16 protein-coding genes and 1 tRNA gene are annotated in these 22,034 nt (G+C 67.1%); 6 read left to right on the top strand and 11 right to left on the bottom strand.

Annotated elements, in window-relative coordinates; translation table 11 throughout:
* Window positions 1-20: 20 nt before the first annotated feature.
* The 3 genes from CXZ10_RS16180 to CXZ10_RS16170 are packed head-to-tail and all read right to left on the bottom strand — an operon-like array spanning window position 21 to window position 3,505.
* The gene (locus CXZ10_RS16180) at window positions 21-971 is read right to left on the bottom strand and encodes an ABC transporter permease (RefSeq protein ID WP_101290400.1); all 951 of its coding nucleotides are present in this window, start codon (window positions 969-971) and stop codon (window positions 21-23) included.
* A gap of 12 nt (window positions 972-983) precedes the next feature.
* A complete protein-coding gene (locus CXZ10_RS16175; RefSeq protein WP_101290399.1) occupies window positions 984-2,513 on the bottom strand; it encodes a sugar ABC transporter ATP-binding protein in 1,530 nt (509 codons plus the stop codon).
* Between the two features lie 59 nt (window positions 2,514-2,572).
* A complete protein-coding gene (locus tag CXZ10_RS16170; protein ID WP_101290398.1) occupies window positions 2,573-3,505 on the bottom strand; it encodes a substrate-binding domain-containing protein in 933 nt (310 codons plus the stop codon).
* A gap of 217 nt (window positions 3,506-3,722) precedes the next feature.
* Between CXZ10_RS16170 and CXZ10_RS16165 the strand changes: the two genes are divergently transcribed.
* Complete coding sequence (locus CXZ10_RS16165; RefSeq protein WP_180336035.1) at window positions 3,723-5,195, top strand: xylulokinase; 1,473 nt, start codon at window positions 3,723-3,725, stop codon at window positions 5,193-5,195.
* A 41-nt stretch (window positions 5,196-5,236) separates the two neighbouring features.
* Here CXZ10_RS16165 and CXZ10_RS16160 read toward each other — a convergent pair whose 3' ends face one another.
* On the bottom strand, window positions 5,237-6,250 hold the full coding sequence (locus CXZ10_RS16160; protein ID WP_180336034.1) for a carbohydrate kinase family protein: 1,014 nt from the start codon (window positions 6,248-6,250) through the stop codon (window positions 5,237-5,239).
* 2 nt (window positions 6,251-6,252) lie between these two features.
* Window positions 6,253-7,281: a hypothetical protein gene (locus tag CXZ10_RS16155; RefSeq protein WP_101290395.1), complete on the bottom strand. Its 1,029-nt coding sequence runs from the start codon at window positions 7,279-7,281 to the stop codon at window positions 6,253-6,255.
* Window positions 7,282-7,616: 335 nt separating this feature from the next.
* On the opposite strand from CXZ10_RS16155, the gene CXZ10_RS16150 reads away from it, so the two are divergent.
* Window positions 7,617-8,828, top strand: a complete 1,212-nt coding sequence (locus tag CXZ10_RS16150; RefSeq protein ID WP_101290394.1) for an NAD(P)/FAD-dependent oxidoreductase — start codon at window positions 7,617-7,619, stop codon at window positions 8,826-8,828.
* A gap of 256 nt (window positions 8,829-9,084) precedes the next feature.
* Here the strand turns inward: CXZ10_RS16150 and CXZ10_RS16145 are convergent, their stop codons facing one another.
* Together CXZ10_RS16145 and tsaD are read right to left on the bottom strand one after the other, a co-directional pair.
* Entirely contained in the window at window positions 9,085-10,068 is a 984-nt protein-coding gene (locus CXZ10_RS16145; protein ID WP_101290393.1) for an NAD(P)H-dependent glycerol-3-phosphate dehydrogenase, read from the bottom strand.
* Window positions 10,065-11,144, bottom strand: a complete 1,080-nt coding sequence (tsaD, locus tag CXZ10_RS16140) for a tRNA (adenosine(37)-N6)-threonylcarbamoyltransferase complex transferase subunit TsaD (protein ID WP_180336051.1) — start codon at window positions 11,142-11,144, stop codon at window positions 10,065-10,067. The genes CXZ10_RS16145 and tsaD overlap by 4 nt, the downstream gene beginning before the upstream one ends.
* A gap of 210 nt (window positions 11,145-11,354) precedes the next feature.
* Between tsaD and hemC the strand changes: the two genes are divergently transcribed.
* The 4 genes from hemC (at window position 11,355) to CXZ10_RS16120 (ending at window position 16,308) form a co-directional block, all read left to right on the top strand.
* Window positions 11,355-12,275, top strand: a complete 921-nt coding sequence (gene hemC / locus CXZ10_RS16135; RefSeq protein WP_101290391.1) for a hydroxymethylbilane synthase — start codon at window positions 11,355-11,357, stop codon at window positions 12,273-12,275.
* Window positions 12,276-12,277: 2 nt separating this feature from the next.
* A complete protein-coding gene (locus tag CXZ10_RS21925; RefSeq protein ID WP_101290390.1) occupies window positions 12,278-14,434 on the top strand; it encodes a uroporphyrinogen-III synthase in 2,157 nt (718 codons plus the stop codon).
* 26 nt (window positions 14,435-14,460) lie between these two features.
* Window positions 14,461-16,131 (top strand): heme biosynthesis protein HemY, encoded by a 1,671-nt coding sequence (locus CXZ10_RS16125; protein ID WP_101290389.1) that lies wholly within the window; start codon window positions 14,461-14,463, stop codon window positions 16,129-16,131.
* A 101-nt stretch (window positions 16,132-16,232) separates the two neighbouring features.
* Window positions 16,233-16,308: transfer RNA gene (locus tag CXZ10_RS16120), tRNA-Thr, on the top strand.
* A 112-nt stretch (window positions 16,309-16,420) separates the two neighbouring features.
* Here CXZ10_RS16120 and CXZ10_RS16115 read toward each other — a convergent pair.
* The 4 genes from CXZ10_RS16115 to CXZ10_RS16100 form a co-directional block, all read right to left on the bottom strand.
* A complete protein-coding gene (locus tag CXZ10_RS16115) occupies window positions 16,421-16,924 on the bottom strand; it encodes a rubrerythrin family protein (RefSeq protein ID WP_101290388.1) in 504 nt (167 codons plus the stop codon).
* Window positions 16,925-17,118: 194 nt separating this feature from the next.
* A complete protein-coding gene (secD, locus tag CXZ10_RS16110) occupies window positions 17,119-19,653 on the bottom strand; it encodes a protein translocase subunit SecD (protein WP_101290568.1) in 2,535 nt (844 codons plus the stop codon).
* A gap of 78 nt (window positions 19,654-19,731) precedes the next feature.
* Window positions 19,732-20,088: a hypothetical protein gene (locus tag CXZ10_RS16105; protein ID WP_143741548.1), complete on the bottom strand. Its 357-nt coding sequence runs from the start codon at window positions 20,086-20,088 to the stop codon at window positions 19,732-19,734.
* 38 nt (window positions 20,089-20,126) lie between these two features.
* Complete coding sequence (locus CXZ10_RS16100) at window positions 20,127-21,983, bottom strand: cation:proton antiporter domain-containing protein (protein ID WP_101290386.1); 1,857 nt, start codon at window positions 21,981-21,983, stop codon at window positions 20,127-20,129.
* Window positions 21,984-22,034: the final 51 nt, after the last annotated feature.

Here is a 22,034-nt window from a genome sequence, read left to right as displayed (position 1 = left end):
TGGCCGGCGGCGCTTTCGTTTCAGCCCTTCGCCTTGCCGATCGACGACGCAGCGACGGCAAGCACGATGATCGAGCCGATAAGCACCTCGCGCACATAGCTGTCGATGCTCATCTGGGTGAGGCCGTTGCCGAGCACGCCGAGGATCAGCACACCGACAAGCGTTGCCAGCACATGTGGCTCGCCCTCTTCGCTCATGGTCATGCCCAGGAAGACGGCGGCAATCGCGTCGAGCATCAGACCCGAGCCCTGCGTCGGATTGGCCGAGGCTACCCGGCTCGCATACATCAGGCCGGCCGCCGCCGCACCGAAGCCGCTGAGACCGAAGGCGAGGAAGCGCAACCGCCTGACGCGGATGCCGGCAAGACGCGCCGCTTCCTTGTTGCCGCCGATGGCATAGAGGCGACGACCGAAGGTGGTCTGCTCCAGCACGAACCAGACGATCAGCAGCACCAGCGCCGCGACGATGGTCAGGCTCGGAAGGCTCACGGACTCACCAAGCCGAAGGCCGGACCGAGCAAAACCGGAGAAGGCCGTGGGTATGTCGCGGCCGAAGATGGTCTTGCCGCCGGAGACCAGGAAGGCGAGGCCGCTGTAGACCGTCAGCGTGCCGAGCGTCGCCACGAAGGGCAGGATGCCGACATAGGCGACGAGCGCGCCGTTGAGGAGACCGCCCAAAAGGCCGATGACAAGCGCCAGCGCCACGCCAACCCACACCCCATGACCGTCGCGGAAGGCCAGCGCCGCCACGATGCCGGCGAGCGACGCCATGGAACCGACGGACAGATCGAAGTCGCCCATCACCATGACGACGGTCATCGTGAAGGCGACGACCGCCAGCATCGACACCTGCTGGCTGATGTTCAACCAGTTCTTGGCGGTCATGAAGGTGTCGGGAATCTCGATCCAGAAGAACAGAACGACCAGAACGAAGCCGATCAGCGTGCCGTAAGTCTTGAGCGCGGAAGCCACGGAAAAATTCCTTCAGGCGGTTGGCGCGGTCGGCGCGCCGAAGCAAAGGGCGGCAAGGCCGGCCTGATCGAGGCCGTCGGTGGAAACGGTGGTCGCCACCTTGCCGTCCCGGAAGACGATGACGCGGTCCGCCATGTAGACGAGCTCCGGCAGGTCGGAAGAGGCCAGCACCACCGCCTTGCCCTCGGCCGTCAGCTCGCGCAGCAAGGCGTGGATGTCGTAGCGGGCGCCGACGTCGACGCCGCGTGTCGGCTCGTCGAGCAGAAGCACCTCGGGTTCCCCGGCAATGGCGCGGGCGAACACTACCTTCTGCTGGTTGCCGCCGGAAAGTTCGCGCACCTTCTGGCGCGGCCCATTGGCCTTCAGCTTCACCTTCCGCCCGAGATCCACCGCCTGCTCCGCTTCGGCCTTGCGGTCGAGAACGAGGCCAAAGCGAAGGAGATCGTCGAGATGCGGCAGCGACACGTTGCCGGCGATGGAGGCGGACGCCACCAGCCCTTCCTGGCGCCGTTCGCGCGGCAGGAAGGCAAGCCCCTTGGCCCAGGCCGACACCGGCTCGTCTATCTTGACCGACCGGCCCGCAAGGCTGATGGCGCCGTCATGGCCGCCGTCGGCGCCGACGATCGCCCGGATGACCTCGCTCTGCCCGGCACCCTCAAGACCGGCGAGACCGAGGATCTCGCCTTTCCGGACCTCGAAGGAGACATCCTGTAGATAAGCTGTGGATAAATGCTCGACTCCGAGTGCCACCTCGTCCTGGACTGGATTGAGGCGCGGCGGATAGCCCTCGGCGAACCGGCGGCCGATCATCAGCTCGATGACTTCGAGTTTCTGCAGGCCGGCGATGTCGCGCGTCGCCACGGTCGAGCCATCGCGCAGCACGGTGAGACGGTCGGCGAGGTCCATGACCTCGTCGAGCCGGTGAGACACGTAGATGATGCCGGCGCCCGCCGTCCGCAGCTGGCGGATCACCGCGAACAGGCGCTGCGACTCCTCGGCCGACAGTGCCGCCGTCGGTTCGTCCATCACGTAGAGGCGGGCTGGCATGCCGCCCTCGACGCTGGCATCCTGGAAGGCGGCGGCGATCTTCACCAGCATCTGGTCGCCCACCGAGAGACGCGCCATCTTGCGCGCCGGCTGGATGTGAGCGACGCCGAGGTCGGCCAGCACGGCGGCGGCGCGCCGGTTGAGGCCATCCCAATCGATCATCACGCCCCAGCGGCGCGGATAATCGCGTCCGAGAAAAATGTTCTCGGCCACCGACAGGTGCGGCACCACGGAGAGTTCCTGGTGGATGAAGCGCAGGCCGAGGCGGAGGGCATCGGCCGGCGACGCGATGGTAACCGGCGCGCCCTCGATCTCGATCACTCCGGCGTCAGGCTTTTGGACGCCGGCCAGAATCTTGATGAGCGTCGACTTGCCGGCGCCGTTCTCGCCCATCAGGGCATGCACCTCGCCGGCCCTGACTTCGAGCGACGCCCCGCCGAGCGCCCGCGCGCCGGCAAAGCTCTTGTCGAGGTCGCGGATCGAAAGCAGTGTCATGTGTCGGAAGCCTGGGTTGGGAGGGCGGCGAGGCCGCCCATCCTGGCTGTGGAACGCCGTCAGTCCTTGACGTTGTCGGCGGTAATCAGTTTGGTCGGCACATAGATGACCGACGATTTCGGCGGCTTGCCGGAGAGCGTCTGGGCGACGGCGTCGGCCGCGGCCTTGCCGATGCCGTGGAAGTCCTGCGCCATAGACGCCTCGAAGTTGCCGCCGGCGGCAATCGCTTCGCGAGCCTGCGGGTTGGCGTCGATGCCGGTGATGACGATGCCCTCGTCCTGCCGCCCGGCCGCCTCGACCGCTTGCAACGCACCGAGCGCCGGCTGGTCCCAGGCCGCCCAGACGGCGGAGATCGACCCCTTGTCCGGATTGGCGGCGAGGATCGCCTCCATCTTGGCGCGGCTGTCGGCAATGCCGCCGTCCGAGACATCAGGCGTCACGCGGTCGAGCACCTTGATGTCCGGATTGTTGCCGAACACGGCGTCGGCGATCACCCCGCGCACCTGAACCGGCGGAAAGGCGTCGAACACGAACATGACCACGTTGCCCTTGCCGCCGATCCGGTTGGCGACATAGGCGGCAGTGTCGGCCGCCATGGCATAGCCGTTGGAGGTCACGTTGGTGACGAGATAGGGGCTGGCGCCGGCGTCCATGCCGACCACCGGAATGCCGGCATCCTTGACGGCTGCGAGCCCGGCCTCGACCTGCGCTGGATCGACGTTGATCACCACCGCGTCGACCTTCTGCGTCGCGGCGTCTTCGAGGCGGGAGATGACGGCGGCGACATCGCCCTTGGTGTCGATGACGTTGACGTCCCATGCCTTGTCCTTGGCCGCCGCCTGGAAGGCCTCGACGTAGAACTGGGTGCCCGGCTGGGCGAGATAAGGCGTGATCACCGCGATCTTGCCGGCCGCCGCGGCGGTGCCGGCGGCGAACACGGCGGAAAGAAACAGCGCTGCGGTCGAAAGCCGCTTGCGGAGCGTAGCAGTCATGTGCGTTCCCCATTTTGTTCTGGGCCGGTCGATCGGGGGCATTTGTCCCTTCTTCCCACCGGCTCGAAAACAGTTAGCAGCCGGCGGAATGCCGTTCAACACGAAGCCGGTTGTTTCAGGGCGAAGCTTTTGGGCAAGAAGCGAGAATCCGCGATGGACAGGCGAGAGGCGGCGTGATGATCTCTGCGGCATTCTGTTCTGCCCCGCGGATCCCTCCATGAAGACGCCCCTCCTCGTCGGCATCGACGTCGGCACCACCTCGGTCAAGGCCACTCTGTTCGACGAGAGCGGTGCAGCGCTCAGGACCTTCGCCGATCCCTACCCGATGAAGCGGCCGGCACCCGGGTATGCCGAACAGGAGCCGGCTGATTGGACCAACCGCGTCGCAGCAGCCCTCGCCCAGCTTTCCGATGGTTTGGCGGACGGCGCCGCTGCCGGCGTCGGATTGACCAGTCAGGTCAACACCCATGTTTTCGTCGGCGAGGACGGCGCACCGCTCATGCCGGCGATCACCTGGCAGGATGGTCGTGCCGGCGTCGAAGCCGCCGAGCTCGACGCGCAGGTTTCCTTGGAGGAACGCATCGGCTGGTGGGGCGCTCCGCTTCCCATCGACGCCAGTCATCCGCTTGCCCGCGCCCTCTGGCTGAAGCGCCACCACCCCGACCTCTGGGGGCGGACGCGCTGGCTGATGGCGCCGAAGGACTACTGCATTCTCAACCTCACCGGCGAGGCCACCGCCGACCCGATGACCGCCTTCGGCCTCATCGACCAGTCGCTCGCCTACGTGTCTCGCCTCCTCGACCTCGTGCCCGGAATCGCCGAGCGCCTGCCACCGCTCCGAAGCTTCACGCAGTCGGCCGGTCGCATCCGGTCAGGCTTGCCACTCGCCGACACGCCGATGGTCACTGGCGCCATGGACGCATGGGCCGGGCTGATCGGCACCGGCGCTCTCCGGGACGACGACTGCATGTATCTCTCCGGCACGTCGGAGATCGTCGGCCTGGTGTCGAGCACGCGCCACCCTGCTGCCGGCGTCGTCGCCTTTCCGACCTGCGAGGGTATCACCCTGCACGCCGGCCCGACGCAGGCCGGCGGCGCCTCGCTCGCCTGGCTGTCGAACCTCACGGGACGCGCGCCGTCCGAACTGTCCGCGCTCGTCGCCCAAAGCGATCCCCACCAGCCCACGCCCTTGTTCCTGCCCCATCTACAAGGCGAACGGGCGCCGATCTGGGATATCGGCGCGCGCGGCGCCTTCATCGGTCTCGACGGCTCGATGGGACCCGCCGATCTGACGCGCGCCGTCTTCGAGGGCGTGGCATCGTCGGTGCGCTGGCTCTTGGAAGCGCTGGAAGCTTCGGCCGGACGGCCGGCAACCAGCTTTTCGATGGCCGGCGGCGGCGCCGCTTCCGACCCCTGGTGCCAGATCCGCGCCGACATGCTGGGCCGGCCGATCCGGCGGCTCAAGACGCTGGACGCCGGCGTTCTGGGCGCGGCGATCCTCGCCGGCGTCGGCGCCAGCTGCTTCTCGTCGATCGCCGAGGCGGCGGACAGCCTCGTCGTCACCGACCGCCTGTTCGAACCCGACCCGTCGCGTCGCCAGCGGATGGACTTCCTCTACGGCGAGTACCGCGCTCTCTACGCGGCGCTGAAGCCGCTCAACGCGGCACGCGCCACCTTTTCCGCCTGGTAGATGATGAAATCCCCCGGCAGGACGAACTGCCGGGGACATTTTCAGGTCCGCCAGCCCCAGCCATCGGCCAGCTTCAGCGTCTCCTGCCAGCCGACCACCGCGCCGGACGTGGTGACCGACCGCAGCGAGCAGGCTGCCGTGGCATGCGCCAGCGCCAGCGACTTTTCGAGCGGCCAGCCCTCGTGAAGGCCATAGATCATGCCGGCGGCGAAGGCGTCGCCGGCTCCGTTGGCGCCGACAACAAGGTCGGCCGGGATGGCGCAGGAGGTTTTCCTGGCGACGGTACCGTCACGGGTCACGGCGATGGCGAGTTTCGGCCAGTGAACCACCACCAGCTCCATGGCGCCACCCTCCAACACCTTCCGCGCCGCCGCCTCGCAAAGGCCGGCGTCGGTCACGCCGTGGCTGACGGTGGGAAGACCGGCAAGCGCGCCGATCTCCGTATCGTTCACCACCACGTAGTCGAGATGGCCGAGGCAGGGCATCACCGTATCCGACAGAACCCGCGCCTCAAGACTGGCCAGCTCGATATTGGTCTTGAGGCCAAGCGAACGCGCCTTCTTCAGCACCGTCACCCAACCGTTGTCGCCATCGGTCCAGACACTGTCGAGCTGCTTGTGAAAGCCCGGCAGACCCAGATGGAGGATGCGCCCGGTCGTCGCCTTGAGATCGAAGTGATCGGGCGTGAGCGCCGCTGCCACCGCCTTGGAGAAGATGTGGGTGCGGCGGTGTGTCGTCGCCGAAGCGTAGGCGTCGGTGAACTGCGTCGGCAGCGAGCCGTCGACGTGCATTTGGCGATGATCGATTCCCGCTTCTTCGGCAATGCCGCGAAGGAAGCGTCCGCCCTCGTCGTCACCGACGATGGCGATGGTCTCCACCGGCATCGTCGGATCGAGATGACGGATATCGACCGCGAGATTGCAGCCGGAACCGCCGCCGGCCAGCTCCTGGGAGAGGATTTCGGCGATGCCGTCCTCCTCCGGCCAGAAGCTGATCACGCGGTTGTTGTCGACGCACCAGGTTCCCCCGGTGACGATGCCGCGTCTTGCAGGCATGATCAGGCAAGCCCGGCCTTGAGCGGCTTTTCGGTCACTTCAAGGTCGGCGTTGAGCTCGCGGCTCGGCTTGATGCCGGCCTTGGCGAGATCGCCGTGGTAGGACTTCACCGCCTCGGTCGGCGAGAGATCGCCACTCGCCACCGCGCGCATGTGCTTGACCATGCTGAGCGGATCTTCGGCGAGGTTGATCTTGCGGCCGAACAACGCGACGCGGGCCCCGTATTTCTCGGACTGGAAGATCAGCTCGTAACAGTCGCGCGTGGTGCCGGCGCCGCCGCCGAGCACGCCGACGATGACTGTCGGATCGTAGGAGGCCAGCTCTTCCATCGCCTTCGGGCCGTTATAGGCGATCTTCAGGAACTCCGGCCGGTCTGCCTTGGTCACGCCGGCGAGGCAGCGGGCGATGCAGTCGTTGATGTAGTGCGGCACGAGATCGGCATCGATGCCGGTGTCGACGTTGGGATTGAACACTTCCAGGAAGTATTTGAAGCCGTTGAGCGATGCCTCGTAGCGGAACTCGGCGAAGGCCTCGAGCGAGGCGTAGTCATGGTCGAGATCGTTGTTGAAGGTGATCGAGTAAAGGCCGAGGTCGGTACCGACCAGCGGCGCACCGGGCGCCGGATCGACGGTGCCGGTGGTCACGCGCGAAATCGACGCGCTGCGGAACGGCCGCGACGGCTTCTTCGGATAGACGCCGCCGCGCACGAACCAGATGTCGGTGGTATCGTTGGCACGAATGGCCGGCTTGACCTTGGACCTCTTGTAGACGCCCTGCTCGTTGAGCAGCTCGAAGCTGGAAGCCGACGTCAGCATGATGTCGACGATGTCCTGCTCGACGATCGCCTGGACGTTTTTCAGAAATTCCGGACGCGTCTGGTAGCGGCCGAGCGTTCCGTCCTTGGCCCGGAGCGGACCCGCGCCGGGAATCGACGGTCCCATGTCGGGATCCTTGGCATCGGCGATGATGAAATCGGCGCGCGTATAGGCACCCGCCCGAATGCGAGCAAGCTTTTCGTCAAGACGGAACATCAGTCACTCCAATCCGCCGGTGCCGGGCCCTCCCGGCCGCACGGCTCCACGTTTCCTCCGGCCATCCCACCCAATGGCGAGGAGGCGGCCCATTTTATTGTTGTCGGACCGCAGCTTGATCCGTGAGATCGCCGCAAGTCCGCCTTGCATGTTGTGACGATTCAAAGCGGGTGACAAGTCCGATCTGGCTGGAAGAGCCGAGCTTTCCAGGAGATGCGACCAAAGACGGACGGCGTGATAGGGACGGCTCGCCGCCACCGCTTCCGTGCGGTGGGCGATCTCGATATAGCTTGAACCAGCCCTTCCCGCTGGGGGCTTCAAAGCGAGAGAAAACAATGAGCGATCCCATTGTCATCATTGGCGCCGGCCAGGCAGCCGCAGCCTTCGCCGGCAAGCTCCGTGCGCTCGGTTCGGACAGGCCGGTGACGATCATTGGTGACGAGCCGGTGCTGCCTTACCAGCGGCCGCCGCTGTCCAAGAAGTATCTCGTCGGCGAGGCGACCTTTGACCGACTGCTGCTGAAGCCGCCGGCCTGGTACGAGACCAATGCCGTGACGGTGCTGACCGGCCGCCGAGCCGCCGCAATCGATCGCACGAGGCGGGTCGTCGCGCTCGACGGCGGCGAAGAGCTGGCCTATGCGACCCTCGTTCTCGCCACCGGCGCCACGCCGCGCCGTCTGCCGGCGGTGATCGGCGGCGACCTTCAGGGCGTCTTCACCTTGCGCGACAAAGCCGACGCTGACGCGCTGATGGCCGATTTCCAGCCCGGTCGGCGCCTCGTGGTCATCGGTGGCGGCTACATCGGCCTGGAGACGGCGGCAGTGGCGAAAACGCGCGGTCTTGAGGTTACAGTCGTGGAGCTTGCCGACCGCATTCTGAAGCGCGTCGCCGCCGCCGCGACCGCCGACCTCATTCGCGACCTCCACAAGGCTCACGGTGTCGATATTCTTGAAAGCACCGCCGTCGTTCGTCTGGTTGGAGCAGATGGCCGTCTCACAGGTGTCGAGCTGATGGATGGGCGCACGATCGCCGCCGACCTCGCCGTCGTGGGCATCGGTGTTGCGCCCAACACCGGGCTTGCCGAAGCGTCGGGCCTTGCCGTCGATGATGGTATTGTGGTCGATCAATTTGCCCGCAGTTCCGATCCCGACATCCTCGCCATCGGCGACTGCGCGCGCTTCCGCTATGAAGACCGCCTGATCCGTCTCGAATCGGTGCAGAACGCCTTTGACCAGGGCGAAGCGGCTGCGGCAGCGCTCCTTGGCGAAGGAGGCGCATACGATCCGCAGCCATGGTTCTGGTCCGACCAGTATGACGCCAAGCTGCAGATCGCCGGCCTTCACCACGGCTATGACGACACGCTGACCATGGACGGGCCGCGCCCCGGCAGTCACGCCGTCTGGTATTTCTCCAAGGGCTCGGCGATCGCCGTCGACGCCCTTAACTTCCCCGCCGCCTTCGTGACGGCCAAGAAACTCCTGGAAGCCGGCAAGCACGTCTCCCGTTTCGATGTCGAGACGAAGCCGCTCAAGGAACTGATGGCATAAGAGGAGATGGGGCTCGGGCCGCCCTCGACGCAAGAACATTTACGAGGACGGACCCGGTGTCCATTCGGACCGGCCGGCTACGCGCGACCTGACGCCGACGCAGAGGAGTTTCGTCGATCATGGTTGCGATTCGGTTTCCGGCCGTAATTTTGCCGGCTTCAACATATGGATCCAGAGCCGCATCCTGACGCCTATATGTTGATCGCCCCGGCAGTACGGCCCCGTTCCCGTTGCAATTTGCAACGGGAGGACGACGTCAGATGACATTCTCTCGCTTGAGCGGCCGCGCCATCAGCCGATCGACCGCGTCGTCGATGGAAAGCTGGCCGGCCAGCACGTCGGCCACGGCTGCCATGATCGGCACCTCGACCGAAAACTCGGTCGCCTTCTGAACGGCGATGCCGACGGTGGCGGCACCCTCTGCAAGCTTGCCGAAGCTCGCCGGCGACTCTCCCTGACCGATACCAAGACCGAAGGAGAAGTTGCGCGACTGGGTCGAGGAGCAAGTCAGCACCAGATCGCCAAAGCCGGAGAGGCCCATCAGCGTTTCCGCCTCGGCGCCGAAAGCGGCAGCGAGGCGACGCATCTCGACGAAGCCGCGCGTGATGACGGCCGCCTGGGCCGATGCGCCCAGCGCCCGCCCTGCGACGATGCCGGCGGCGATCGCCAGGACATTCTTGAGGGCGCCGCCCAGTTCCACGCCAGCGACATCGGTGGCGGCGTAAGGCCGAAAGCTGGGTCCGGCAAGCCGTCGCGCTATGGCATCAGCAAGCGCAATCTCCCTGGCAGCCACGGTGACCGCCGTTGGCAGACCGCGCGCCACGTCATCGGCAAAACCCGGGCCCGACAGTACGGCCACCGGTCGACCGGGCAAGGCCGCAGCGATCGCGACGGAGGGTGGCACACCGGTCGCCTGTTCGATGCCCTTGGCGCAGGACACGATCACCGTTTCCAGCCCGACAATGCCGGCGAGAGCCGCTGCCGCCGACCGGCAGGACTGGGCAGGCACGGCAAGAAGCAGGAGATCGACGCCGGCCAGCGCAGCCGGGTCAGCATAAGCCGTCACCGCCGACGGGAAGACGGCGTCCTCAAGATGCGGACTGCATCGCGTGGCGTTCAGCGTCTCCGCCTCTTCCGCATTGCGGCCGCAGAGGATCACCTCGGCACCGGCCCGCGCCGCCGTCAACGCCAGCGCCGAGCCCCAGGCGCCGGCACCATAGACACCGATGGTGTTGCTCATACCTTCGCCCCCAGCCGGCCGTGACCGACGAGCGGCGCGGCAACGTCATCGAGCGGCCAGCGCGGTCGGGCCGCCACATCGAAGCCATCGGCATGCCCGGTCACCAACCGCTCGGCGCCGGCCCAGGCGATCATCGCGCCATTGTCGGTGCAGAGGTTGCCCGGCGGCACGACGAGGCGGCCGTTGAGGCCGGACATCAGCGCGTCGAGCCGGCTGCGGATCGCCTTGTTGGCGGCGACGCCACCGGCCACCACCAGAACCGGCGGGTGGCCATCAGCAAGCGTTTCGGCAAACCGCCGTACGGCGAGACCCACCCGATCGGCCACCACGTCGGACACCGCCGCCTGGAAGGAGGCGCAAATGTCGGCCACATCCTGCCGCGAAAGCGGCGCCAGCGCCTCGGCCTCATGGCGAACGGCCGTCTTGAGACCGGAAAAGGAAAAATTCGGCTCATCACGGCCAATCAGCGGCCGAGGCAGCGCCACGCGGCGAGAATCACCTTCGGCGGCCATTTTCTCGACGGCCGGTCCGCCGGGATAGCCGAGCTGCAGCAGTTTGGCCGTCTTGTCGAAGGCCTCGCCCAGCGCATCATCGATGGTGGTGCCGACGCGCGTATACTGGCCGACGCCGTCGACCCTCAGGATCTGACTGTGCCCGCCCGAGACCAGAAGCAGGAGATAGGGAAAATCGACGCCGTGGGTGAGGCGCGCCGTGAGCGCGTGCCCTTCGAGATGGTTGACGGCGACGAGCGGCTTCTTCGCGGCATAGGCCAGCGCCTTGGCGGTGGTGAGGCCGACCAGCACGCCACCGATCAGGCCAGGCCCGGCCGTCGCAGCGATGGCGTCGACGTCGGCAAGCGAGAGCTTTGCCTCAGCAAGTGCCGCCTCGACGAGGCCGTCCATCACCTCAACATGAGCACGAGCGGCGATTTCCGGCACCACGCCGCCGAAGGCCGCGTGTTCCTCGATCTGAGAGAAGACGACATTGGAGAGAATTTCGCCCGAACCGTCGGTACGCCGCCGCACCACGGCGGCGGCAGTCTCGTCGCAGGAGCTTTCGAGGCCGAGAACGACGATATCCCCAAGGTCGTCCATCCTGGTCAATCCCTCTTCGCCGATGCCGACGGGTCTCGAAAGACGAGACCCAAGAACACGTTGCCTCGCGCCGCCCCATGGTCCAAGTGTTGCCATGGCGAGGCGAGACGTTAGGGACGATTCGCCGCCGTCTTCGACCGTCGGCCGGCCGACGCCTTCGTTTCACGGCTCTATCACACGGGGAGCGAACCGGTGCAACCAAAACCCATCCGCCTCGGCACGCGCAGCAGCCCGCTCGCCCTTGCCCAGGCCCACGAGGTGCGCGACCGGCTGATCGCCGCCTGGGGCGTAAGTGCGCCGGAGATCGAGATCGTGCCGATGAGCACGGCCGGCGACCGCATCCAGGACCGGCCGCTCGCCGAGGTGGGCGGCAAGGGCCTGTTCACCGAGGAGATCGAGGCCGGACTGCTGAGCGGCGCGCTCGATATCGCCGTCCACTCCTCCAAGGACATGCCGACGGTCCTGCCTGATGGCCTCGTGCTCGGCCATTTCCTTGAGCGCGAGGATCCGCGCGACGCCTTCGTGTCCCTCAAATATCGCTCGCTTGCCGAACTTCCTGAGGCTGCCGTGGTCGGCACGGCCTCGCTGCGCCGCGCCGCGATCGTCCGCCGCCTCCGGCCCGACGTGGTGGTCGTGCCCTATCGCGGCAATGTCCAGACCCGGCTGCGCAAGCTCGGCGAAGGCGTCGCCGATGCGACGCTGCTTGCCGTCGCCGGCCTGAAGCGGCTCGGCATGTTCGACGTCGCCACCGAGATTCTCGATATCGAGGCCTTTCCGCCGGCCGTCGGCCAAGGCGCAATCGGCATTGAAAGCCGGGCCGACGATCCCAGAATCGCCGAACTCCTGGCACCGATCCATCACCGGCCCACGGCGATCGCGCTCACCTGCGAGCGAGCCTATCTCGCCCGGCTCGACGGATCCTGCCGCACGCCGATCGCCGGCCATGCTGTGGCGACCGACGGCGGTGTCGATCTCCACGGACTGATCCTCACGCCGGACGGCAGCGTCGCCCATGAGGGTCGGGAAAGCGGATCCGATCCGGAGAGCGTCGGCGACCGCCTCGGCACCCGCCTCGCCGCGCTGGCCGGGCCAGGCTTTTTCAGCGGGAGCTGACTATGGTCCTCCTCGTCCTCCGTCCGGAACCGCAGGCGAGCGACATGGTGGCGGCGCTCATCGCCCGAGGCGTTCCGGCCCTCGCCGAGCCGATGCTGACCATCGAGCCGGCCGACGATCCGGCCGGCCGCGTCCGGGCCGCCGATCCCGACGCCGAGGCGCTCATTCTCACGTCGCGCCAGACGGTGGCCATCCTGAAGGGTGCAGATGGCCTCGATACCGTGACGCGGTTGCCGGTGATCGCCGTCGGCGGCGGCACCGCCCACGATGCCCGCGCGGCCGGCTTCACCGACGTCCGTTCGGCCGACGGTAACGCCGACGACCTCGTCGATCTCGTGGCTCGGACCGGTTTCAACCGCCTCGTGCATGCCGGAGGTCGCGACAAGGCCGGCGACATCGCCGGTCGGCTGGCCGGGCTCGGCGTCGCGGTCGCCGAGGCTGAACTCTACCGCGCCGAGCCACGCCAAACCCTGGCGCCGGATGTGGCCGCCGCCTTCGCCGACGGGCGCGTTACCGGATTGATCGTCGCCTCGCGCCGCTCCGCGCAAGCTTTCGTTGATCTCATGGAGACAATGGACTGGACACCTCGTCTTGCGCGCCTCGGCGCGGCGGCCTTGTCCGAGGCGGCGGCGGCGCCGCTCGTCGGCCGTGTTGCCGAACTGATCGTCGCGTCGGAACCGACTGGTCCGGCCCTCGTTGAAGCCAGCGTTGCGCTTGCCGCTCGGCTGCGCGAAACTGCCGGCGGCGAGCATGTAGCGGAGGGACTTGAGACCATGACATCCGAAGACCACCGCAAGGACGCCGCCAGCCGGCGCAATCGCCCGAAAGCTCCCGTCATCGACCTTGAGGCAACCGAAGTGGCAAAGGCGGCCCAACCGCCGAAGCCGCCACAGGAACCGCCCCGCGAACCGCCCGTTCCGGAGCCACCTGCGCCCAAGCCTCCAGGCCCGGAAAAGCCTGTTACCGAGCCGCCGGGACCGGACGTGCCGCCGATCCAGCCGCCGGAAGAACAGCCGCCGTTCGGGGATCCGCCGGAGCCGGACGTACCTCCCAACACCCCGCCGGATGAGCAGCCGCCCATCGGCGACCCGCCGCTGGACAAGCCCATGCTGGGATCGGAAAAGCCAGAAAGCGCCAAAGCAGAAGCCGCTGCGGCGCCGCATACCAACCGCCCCAGCCAGATCAAAGCCTTCCTGCCCCTTCTCGGGGCAGGCATCGCCGGCGGCTGTATCGCAGCCGCGCTCATGCTGGCCCTGTTGCCGCGCTCCAACGAGCCTCCAGAGGCCGGCATTGTCGACCCAGCGACATTGGAAACCCGCCTCGGCGACGTCGCCGACCGCCTGGCTGCCGGACAAACCGCAACGGAGACGCTCGCCGGCCGGATTGCCGCGCTCGAGGGAAAAGAGGCGCCTGTCGTCGACCTTGGCCCACTCGAGGCTCGCGTCGATGACCTCGCCGCCCGTCTGGACACGGCCGAGAAGGCCGCCGCTGCCAAACCGGCCGTCGACCCCGCCACGGTCACCGCGCTTGAGAATCGGCTTTCCGAATTGGCTTCGGCACTGGATGCCCTGAAAGCCGAGACCACCACCACGGCGGCTCGCCTTTCGCCCATCGAAGAGCGCCTGGCCAACGCGCCCAAGGGCGGTGAGGTCGCCGCGTTGTCGCTGGCGCTCACCTCGCTGTCGGGCAAGATCGACGCCGGCCTGCCGTTTGCAACCGACCTCGCCGTGGTCGCTGCCGCCGCGCCCGACCTTCCCGGTCTCGACGACCTCAAGGCGTTGGCCGACAAGGGCGTGCCGACGCGCGACCGCCTGCTCGCCACGCTGCCCGTCGACGCCATGCTGGCGCGGCGGCCGGTAGACCCCGGCAAGGGCTGGATGGACGGCGTCTTCGACAGCGCCAAGTCGCTGGTCAATTATCGAGAGACCGGCCCGGCGGTCACCGATCCGGCCTCCGGCGCCGTCGAGGCGATCCGTGCGGCCCTCGAACGCGGCGATGCCGCCGCCGCCAAGGCCGCGGCCGATACCCTGCCCGCCTGGGCCCGCCCGCCGGCCGAGGACTGGCTCGCCGACCTCGATGCCCGCGTCCGTGTCGATGCCGGTGTCAAGGCCATCACCGCCCGTATCGTCGATCGCCTGTCGGTGCCCGCCGCCAACTGACACTGCCGCTTCGGAAAGGCTCCGAGATGATCCGCATTCTCCTGTCGGTCGCCGCGCTGTTCCTCGCCGTCCTCGTCTTTGATTGGCTGGGCGGGGTACCGGTCGCCGTCTCGGTCAGCTGGCCGGGGGGCGCCGCCGCGCCACCGCTCCGCGTCGTCGTGGTGGCTCTGCTGGTCCTTGCGATTGCCCTCCTCGTCATCTGGAAGATCACCTCGGGTCTCTGGCGCGCCCCGCGCGGCCTTCGCACCTATTTCGCCGGCCGCCGTCGCGATCGTGGCTATCGCGCGCTATCGCGCGGCATGATCGCCGTCGGCTCGGGCGACTACCGCCTTGCCCAACGCGAGGCTTCCGAAGCCAATCGCTTTCTGGAGAGCGAACCGCTGGTCCTGCTGCTCGCCGCCCAGGCCGCCCAACTGGAAGGGCGTAGCGATGCCGCCCGGCAAGCCTTCACCCGCATGCTCAAGGCGCCGGAGACGCGCCTTCTCGGCCTCCGTGGTCTTTACATTGAAGCGACGCGGGCCGGCGAGGCCGCCGCCGCCCGCCAGTTCGCCGCCGAGGCACAGAAGGAAAATCCCGCCCTGCCCTGGGCTGGCGCTGCCATGATGGACTATCTCTCCGCCGATCGGAACTGGGGCGAGGCGCTGTCGGTGCTCGACCAGAATATGGCGGGCCGTCTGGTCGCCAAGGGCGACGCCAATCGTCTGAGAGCGGTGCTGCTCACCGCCCGCGCGCTTGAGATCGAGGATGGCGAACCGGAGAAGGCACGCGCCTTCGCCCTCGAAGCGCACAAGATAGCACCCGACTTCGTGCCGGCCGCCACCGTCGCCGCCCGCACGCTGGCTCGCCAGCTCGACACGCGCCGCGCGGCGAAGGTGCTGGAAGCGACCTGGAAGCTCAATCCGCATCCTGATCTTGCCGTGGCCTACCTGCATCTTCGGCCGGGCGATTCGGCGCGCGACCGCCTGAAGCGCGCTCACATGCTGGAAAACCTGAAGCCGGTGCATCCCGAAGGGGCCGTCACCGTCGCCCGCGCCGCGCTCGATGCGCGCGAGTTCACGCTGGCTCGCGAAGCGCTTGCCAAGGCCCTGCGCCAAGCGCCGACCGAACGCGTCTGCCTGATGATGGCCGAGCTCGAAGAGAGCGAGAGCGGCGATATCGGCCGCGTTCGCGAATGGCTCGCCCGCGCCGTGCGGGCGCCGCGCGACGCGGCCTGGACCGCCGATGGTCTGGTGCTCGACGCTTGGCAGCCGCTTTCGCCGCTGTCCGGCCGGCTCGACGCGGTGGAGTGGCGCGTGCCGGCCGAACGCGAGACAGGAGAGGCGATCGAGGGTGAGGACCTCGCTGTCATCGCGGCGACGCCGAACCCGCCCGTCCTGCAGGAGGTCTCGCCAATCGTTGAAGCGGAAGAGCCGCCTGCCGCTCCACCTCCGGTCATCGAGCAGGATAAGCCGCAGCAGGCAGTGGCCGCCGAACCCGAAGACAAGCCGATCGCGACGACGGAAAAGGCCGAGACGCCCCCCGCACCAATCCTCACGGTCGCTCCGGCAAAGCCGGCCACAGCCGAGCCACCGTCGCCGACGGCGGGTGGTGTCGCTGTCGATCCATTGGCCGTGTTGCCGCCGCCGCCCGACGATCCGGGTCCCGCCAACGGCAAGGGGCTGACGCGCAGCCTGACCCCGCAATCGCCCTTCTCGTGAGGGGATCGGCGCCGGCTTCATTTTCTTCGGAAGCGGTGCTTGAAATTAGCCGGGGATGCCGGTATCAACGCCCCGTCCCGCGGGGGTAGCCCCGCGCCGGCGCCGCACTAGCTCAGTTGGTAGAGCACGTCATTCGTAATGATGGGGTCGGCGGTTCGAATCCGTCGTGCGGCACCACCTTTGCCCCGCCACAACAGTTGTTTGCCACCAACGCGCACCGGTGCGTCTGGTGGCGTTTGCCGTTTTGCCCCAGCCAGCGCCGCCGCCCGTCCCGGCGGCGCCAGTCGGATCACTCGATGATCTTGTAGTGTTCGCCAGCGCAGGCGCAGACCGGGCAGGCGTCTGGCGCGTCGCCGATGACCGTGTGGCCGCAGTTCGGGCAGATGCGGATGACGACGTCGCCAAGGTCGCCACCGGCCTTCACCGCTTCCAGCGCGTCGCCGAACAGGCCGTAGTGGATCTTCTCGACTTCCATCGCCTCGGTCATCGAGCGGATGGCGCGCTTGTGTCCCTCGGCCTTCGCCGTGGCCACCATCGCCGGGTACATCGACGTGAACTCGTGGCTCTCGCCATCCATGGCATCGGCGAGGTTGTCGGCGGTTCCCTTGATGGCGCCAAGCGCCCTCAAATGGGCGTGGGCATGGATGGTCTCCGCGGCGGCAACCGCGCGGAACAGCTTGGCAACGCCCGGCTTGCCTTCGCGGACGGCGGCGTCGGCATAGGCGAGATACTTGCGGTTGGCCTGGCTTTCGCCGGCAAAGGCTTCCTTGAGGTTGTCCGTTGTCGTGGGCATGGTGCTTGCCTTTTATAATTGAGTGACGGAGGGGAACGTCGCGGATCCCCTGACCCTCAGGAGACTAACTTGCCGGTCCGGTCCCGAGTATCGGGACAACCCCGTGAAATGCCCTACGGACTTGAGATTTTTTCTAAGAAGAGACTGACGGCATGTAACGAAAAGGCCGGGATTGCCCGGCCTCCTCGATTGGTTCATGCCTCGGACGGCGTACCTGTCGCCGGTGCCGGCTGGTTGCGCCGGCGGCGGGTCCGCCAGTCGCCGAGGAACAGCAGGATCGGCGCGGCGATGAACACCGACGACGAGGCGGCAATGACGATGCCGAAGATCATCGGCACGGCGAAGCTTTCCACCGCACTGCCGCCCCAGATCGCCATCGGCAACAGGGATAGAAAAGCCGTCACCGAGGTGTAGAGACTGCGCGCCAGCGTCTCGTTGATCGACTTGTCGATCAGCTCCCGGAGCGGCATCGCCTTGTAGAGCCGCATGTTCTCGCGCATGCGGTCATAGACCACCACCTTGTCGTTGACCGAATAGCCGACCAGCGTCAGCAAGGCGGCGATGGCCGTCAGGTTGAAGTCGAGCCCGGTCAGCGCGAAGAAGCCGACGGTCTTGGTCACGTCGAGCACCAGCGTGGCGATGGCGCCGACCGCGAAGGGCCACTCGAAGCGCACCCAGATGTAGACCAGCATGGCAAGGCTGGCGAAGATCACGGCGAGCACGCCAGCCGTCGCAAGTTCGCCCGACACCTTGGGGCCGACCACCTCGGTGCCGATTACCTTGGCCGAGGCGTCGATCGCGGTCACCTCCTGCCTGAGGCGCTCGACGGCTACCGATTGCGCCTCTTCGCCGCCCGCCTGCCGCTCGACACGAACCAGAAGATGGTTGTCGTCGCCGAAGGTCTGGAGCGCAACCTCGCCGAGCCCGAGGCCGTCGAGGCCGGAACGGAAGGCTGCGAGATCGGCCGGTGCCGCCGTTTCCACCTGCATCTGGATGCCGCCGCGGAAATCGACGCCGTAGTTGAGGCCGGGATAGAAGAACAGGCCGATCGAGGCGAGCGACAGGAAGGCCGAGAAACCTATACCGAAGAACCGGGCCCGCATGAAGGGGATGGCCGTCCCGTCGGGGATCAGTTGGATGGGCAGCAGCGGCCGGATATCCATCTTCTTGAGCTTCCTGCGCCGGACGATCGCCAGCATCAGCACGCGCACCACCGAGACGGCAGTGAACATCGAGATGATAAGGCCAATGCCCATGGTGACGGCGAAGCCGCGCACCGGTCCGGAGCCGAACCAGAACAGCAGCACCGAGGCAATCAGCGCCGTGACGTTGCCGTCGACGATGGTCGAGTAGGCCCGCTTGAAGCCGGCATCGAGCGCGGCGATGGCACTCAACCCCTTGCGCGATTCCTCGCGGATGCGCTCGTTGATCAGCACGTTGGCGTCGACGGCAAGCCCGATGCCCAGCACGATGCCGGCGATGCCCGGCAGCGTCAGCGTCGCCCCGAGCAGCGTCAGGCCGGCGAAGGTCAGGATGACGTTGAGGGCGAGCGCCAGATTGGCGAGCAGTCCCCAGGCGCCGTAGAGCACCAGCATGAAGCCGAACACCAGCGCAAAGCCGATGAGCCCGGTGACGACGCCCATTTCGATGGCGTCCGCGCCGAGGTCGGCGCCGACGGTGCGCTCCTCGATCACCGTCAGCTTGGCCGGCAGCGCGCCGGCCCTCAGCATGGCCGCGAGATCGGTGGCGCTTTGAACCGAGAAGCTGCCGGAAATCTGGCCGGAACCGGCGGTGATCGGCTCGCGGATCACCGGCGCGCTCAGCACCTTGTCGTCGAGCACGATGGCGAAGGGGCGGCCGACGTTGGCGCGGGTGATGTCGGCGAAGCGCGCCGCACCAGCCGAATCGAAGCGGAAGGAAACGATCGGTTCGTTGGTGGTCTGATCGAAACCGACGCGCGCGTCGGTGAGGCGATCGCCAGAAAGCTCGACACGGTCCTCGACGGGATAGCTCCGCCCCTCGTCGTCGCGCAGCATGGTGACGCCCGGCGGCACGAACTCGGCCGTCGCGGTGTCGGACAACAGATGGAAGCTCATCTTGGCGGTCGAGCCGAGCAGTTCGCGGATACGCGCCGGATCCTGCACGCCGGGAAGCTGCACCAGAATGCGGTCGCTGCCGACGCGCTGGATGGTCGGCTCGGCGACACCCACCTGATCGATGCGCTGGCGGATGATCTCAAGGCTCTGTTCGACGGCCGCCGCCGCACGGTCGGTCAGGCCGGCCTCGGTGAGGGCGAGCGTCACCGAACCGTTGCTCTGGCGGATGTCGAGGTCGCTCGCCGTCACACCAAGGCCCGGATTGCCGATCGAGGCGGCGAGCTTGCCGAGTTCACCGGCCGCGCGGGCGGTCTCGGCGGGATCGTCGAGGTTGACCGTCACGGCATTGCCGGCGCGGCGGATCGACTCCGTGCCGATCTTGGCATCGCGCAGCGCGCGACGGGCGTCCTGTGTCAACGTCTGCAGCCGTTCCTTCACAAGGTCGGCCGCATCCACCTCCAGCACCAGATGCGATCCGCCCCTGAGGTCGAGACCAAGTGACACTCGGTCGCGCGGCAGCCAGGAGGGAAAATTGTCGAGGACGGATTGCGGCACCACGTTGGGAAGCGTGACGATGATGCCGAGGGCGATGATGGCCGAATAGAGCGCCACCAACCAGCGGGAAGTTTTCATATGCGTGTCCATGCCGGGCGACATCGCCGCGTCTCCGTGAAGACGAGCGGTCGCGAAACCTGATTTGGGTTCGGAGAATCAGGAGGCGATGGGCGGCGCGCGAGGCCGATGGCCTGAGAAATGGCTGTTAGCGGCAATGGCTTCGGCAAGAGTGCGCAGGCGGCGACTGCCGACGGGAAGCGCCACGACGACCGCAGCAAGGACCAGAGCTGCCGGCAGCTGGGGTGGCGGAGCGGAGGTCCGGTCGCCATGCTCGGCGGCGACCACCGGTCTCAGTCCGTCGCGAAGGAGAGCCGAGTGGCGGACGACGGCGTGATCGCCTGCCCCGAGCGTCGTCGACAGCGACGAGCCGACGTCGGTGCCGAGCCCGAAATGCAGGACGGCAATGAAGAGAAGGGCGAACAGGAAGGCGACAGCCGTCTTCGGCGCCGTCATGCAGCGCTTGAAAAACGACTGAGGCGCGATTCCCGAGGTCACGCGGCGGGCTTTCCTTCTTCCGTGTCGGACGGCTTCGTCGCATCCGATGGCGACGCTTTGTCGGCCGCTCCATGCGGCTGAGTGGTCTCACCGTCGAGCATCTTCAACATGCCGAGGGCGATTTCGCGTTCGCCCATAATCACCCTGTCAGCCCCATGACGCAACAGATGCTCCACCTCTTCGTTGGAATGGGCGCGGGCGACGATGAGAAGGCTCGCGTTGATCCGTCGCGCCTGCTCGACCACCTGACCCGCCTCGAAGCCTTCGGGAATGGCGACCAGCAGGGCCTTTGCCCGTTCGAGACCGGCGAGAGCGAGAACCCGACCGTCGGCGGCATTGCCGGCAATGGTCTCGATGGCCTTGTCGCGCAACAGGCGCAAGCGATCCTCGCCGTCCTCGATCACCAGCAAAGGCTTGCTCTGGCCGGTCAGGTCGTCGGCGATGACGCTGCCGACCCGGCCGTAACCGACCACCACGAGATGCCCGGTGAGGGTTGTCGGTTCCGCCGCCTCGTCGTCGAGGTCGCCGCTACCTTCCGCCTGCGTCGGCTCGCTCTTGGTCGCTGCCGCAGGAACAGCCGCCTCGGTCACGGGCTCGGACTCGGACTTGGGCTGCAACCAACCTTCCAAGGTGGGGCGCAGACGGTCGGCGAGGCCGAACATGAGCGGGTTGAGGATGATAGAAATCAGCGCGCCGGCCAGGATGAGATCGCGTCCTTCCTCCGGCAGGAAACCGAGGCCGACGCCCATCTCCGCCAGGATGAAGGAGAACTCGCCGATCTGAGCCAAGCTCGCCGAGATGGTCAGCGCCGTCTTCACCGGCCGTCGGAAGATCAGAACAATGGCAAACGCAGCCACCGTCTTGCCGATGAGAATGATGGCCAGCGTGGCGAGGAGAACAAGCGGCTCGTTGATGAGAATGTTCGGGTCGAACAGCATGCCGACCGACACGAAGAACAACACCGAGAAGGCATCGCGCAGCGGCAGGCTTTCCTGGGCGGCCCGATGGCTGAGCTCGCTTTCGGACAGCACCATGCCCGCGAAGAAAGCGCCAAGAGCGAGCGAAGCACCGAACAGCTCCGCCGCCCCGAAGGCGACGCCGAGCGCGATGGCGAGAACGCCGAGCCTGAACAACTCGCGCGAGCCGGTATGAGCGATGCGGTGCAGGATGGCCGGAATCACCCGTCGGCCGACCACCAGCATCAGGGCGACGAAGATCGCCACCTTCGTCAGCGTCGCCGCCACGATGCCACCGACCCCGAGATCGATGCCCACCAGTCGGCTGGCTATGGCGGCAAGCGGGTCGGAATAGGCGCTGGCGCCGCCGTCGGCCACGCTGGCGGCGGCCGGAATGAGCACCAGCACCAGCACCATGGCGAGATCTTCAACGATCAGCCAACCGACGGCGATCTTGCCGCGCTCGCTGTCGACGAGGCGTCGCTCCTGCAACGCCTTGAGAAGCACCACCGTCGAGGCGACGGACAGGGCAAGGCCGAATATCAAGCTGCCGCCTGTCGACCAGCCCATGCTGTGGCCAAGCCCCCAGCCAAACAGCGTCGCTATGGCGATCTGGCCGACGGCGCCCGGCACGGCGATGAATCGGACCGACAGCAGGTCTTTCAGCGCGAAATGCAGGCCGACGCCGAACATCAGCAGGATGACGCCGAGTTCGGCGAGCTGCGGCGCCAGTTCCTGATCGGCAACGAAGCCAGGCGTATGCGGCCCCACCAGCATGCCGGCGACGAGATAGCCGACAAGCGGCGGCAGACGGAAGCGATTGGCGATGGCGCCGAAAATGAAAGCCAGGACAAGACCGCCGACGATCGTCGAAATGAGGGACGTGTCGTGCGGCATGAAGGGTGCCTCCGTCAGGGCTGGATGTTCTGGGAGTGACTCACCTCGTGG

The sequence above is a fragment of the Pleomorphomonas diazotrophica genome, from assembly GCF_002844595.1.
GTDB lineage: Bacteria > Pseudomonadota > Alphaproteobacteria > Rhizobiales > Pleomorphomonadaceae > Pleomorphomonas > Pleomorphomonas diazotrophica.
Note: the sequence above shows the minus strand (reverse complement) of the source record. Positions and strands in the feature narration are given on the sequence as shown.

Bases quoted from the DNA above. Each gene is read 5' to 3' on its own strand.
- CXZ10_RS16155 (WP_101290395.1), bottom strand. From the start codon at position 7,281: ATGTTCCGTCTTGACGAAAAGCTTGCTCGCATTCGGGCGGGTGCCTAT.
- CXZ10_RS16115 (WP_101290388.1), bottom strand. From the start codon at position 16,924: ATGCCCACGACAACGGACAACCTCAAGGAAGCCTTTGCCGGCGAAAGC.
- CXZ10_RS16165 (WP_180336035.1), top strand. From the start codon at position 3,723: ATGAAGACGCCCCTCCTCGTCGGCATCGACGTCGGCACCACCTCGGTC.
- CXZ10_RS16175 (WP_101290399.1), bottom strand. From the start codon at position 2,513: ATGACACTGCTTTCGATCCGCGACCTCGACAAGAGCTTTGCCGGCGCG.
- CXZ10_RS16125 (WP_101290389.1), top strand. From the start codon at position 14,461: ATGATCCGCATTCTCCTGTCGGTCGCCGCGCTGTTCCTCGCCGTCCTC.
- CXZ10_RS21925 (WP_101290390.1), top strand. From the start codon at position 12,278: ATGGTCCTCCTCGTCCTCCGTCCGGAACCGCAGGCGAGCGACATGGTG.
- CXZ10_RS16145 (WP_101290393.1), bottom strand. From the start codon at position 10,068: ATGAGCAACACCATCGGTGTCTATGGTGCCGGCGCCTGGGGCTCGGCG.
- CXZ10_RS16170 (WP_101290398.1), bottom strand. From the start codon at position 3,505: ATGACTGCTACGCTCCGCAAGCGGCTTTCGACCGCAGCGCTGTTTCTT.
- CXZ10_RS16160 (WP_180336034.1), bottom strand. From the start codon at position 6,250: ATGCCTGCAAGACGCGGCATCGTCACCGGGGGAACCTGGTGCGTCGAC.
- CXZ10_RS16100 (WP_101290386.1), bottom strand. From the start codon at position 21,983: ATGCCGCACGACACGTCCCTCATTTCGACGATCGTCGGCGGTCTTGTC.
- CXZ10_RS16150 (WP_101290394.1), top strand. From the start codon at position 7,617: ATGAGCGATCCCATTGTCATCATTGGCGCCGGCCAGGCAGCCGCAGCC.
- CXZ10_RS16105 (WP_143741548.1), bottom strand. From the start codon at position 20,088: ATGACGGCGCCGAAGACGGCTGTCGCCTTCCTGTTCGCCCTTCTCTTC.
- secD (WP_101290568.1), bottom strand. From the start codon at position 19,653: ATGAAAACTTCCCGCTGGTTGGTGGCGCTCTATTCGGCCATCATCGCC.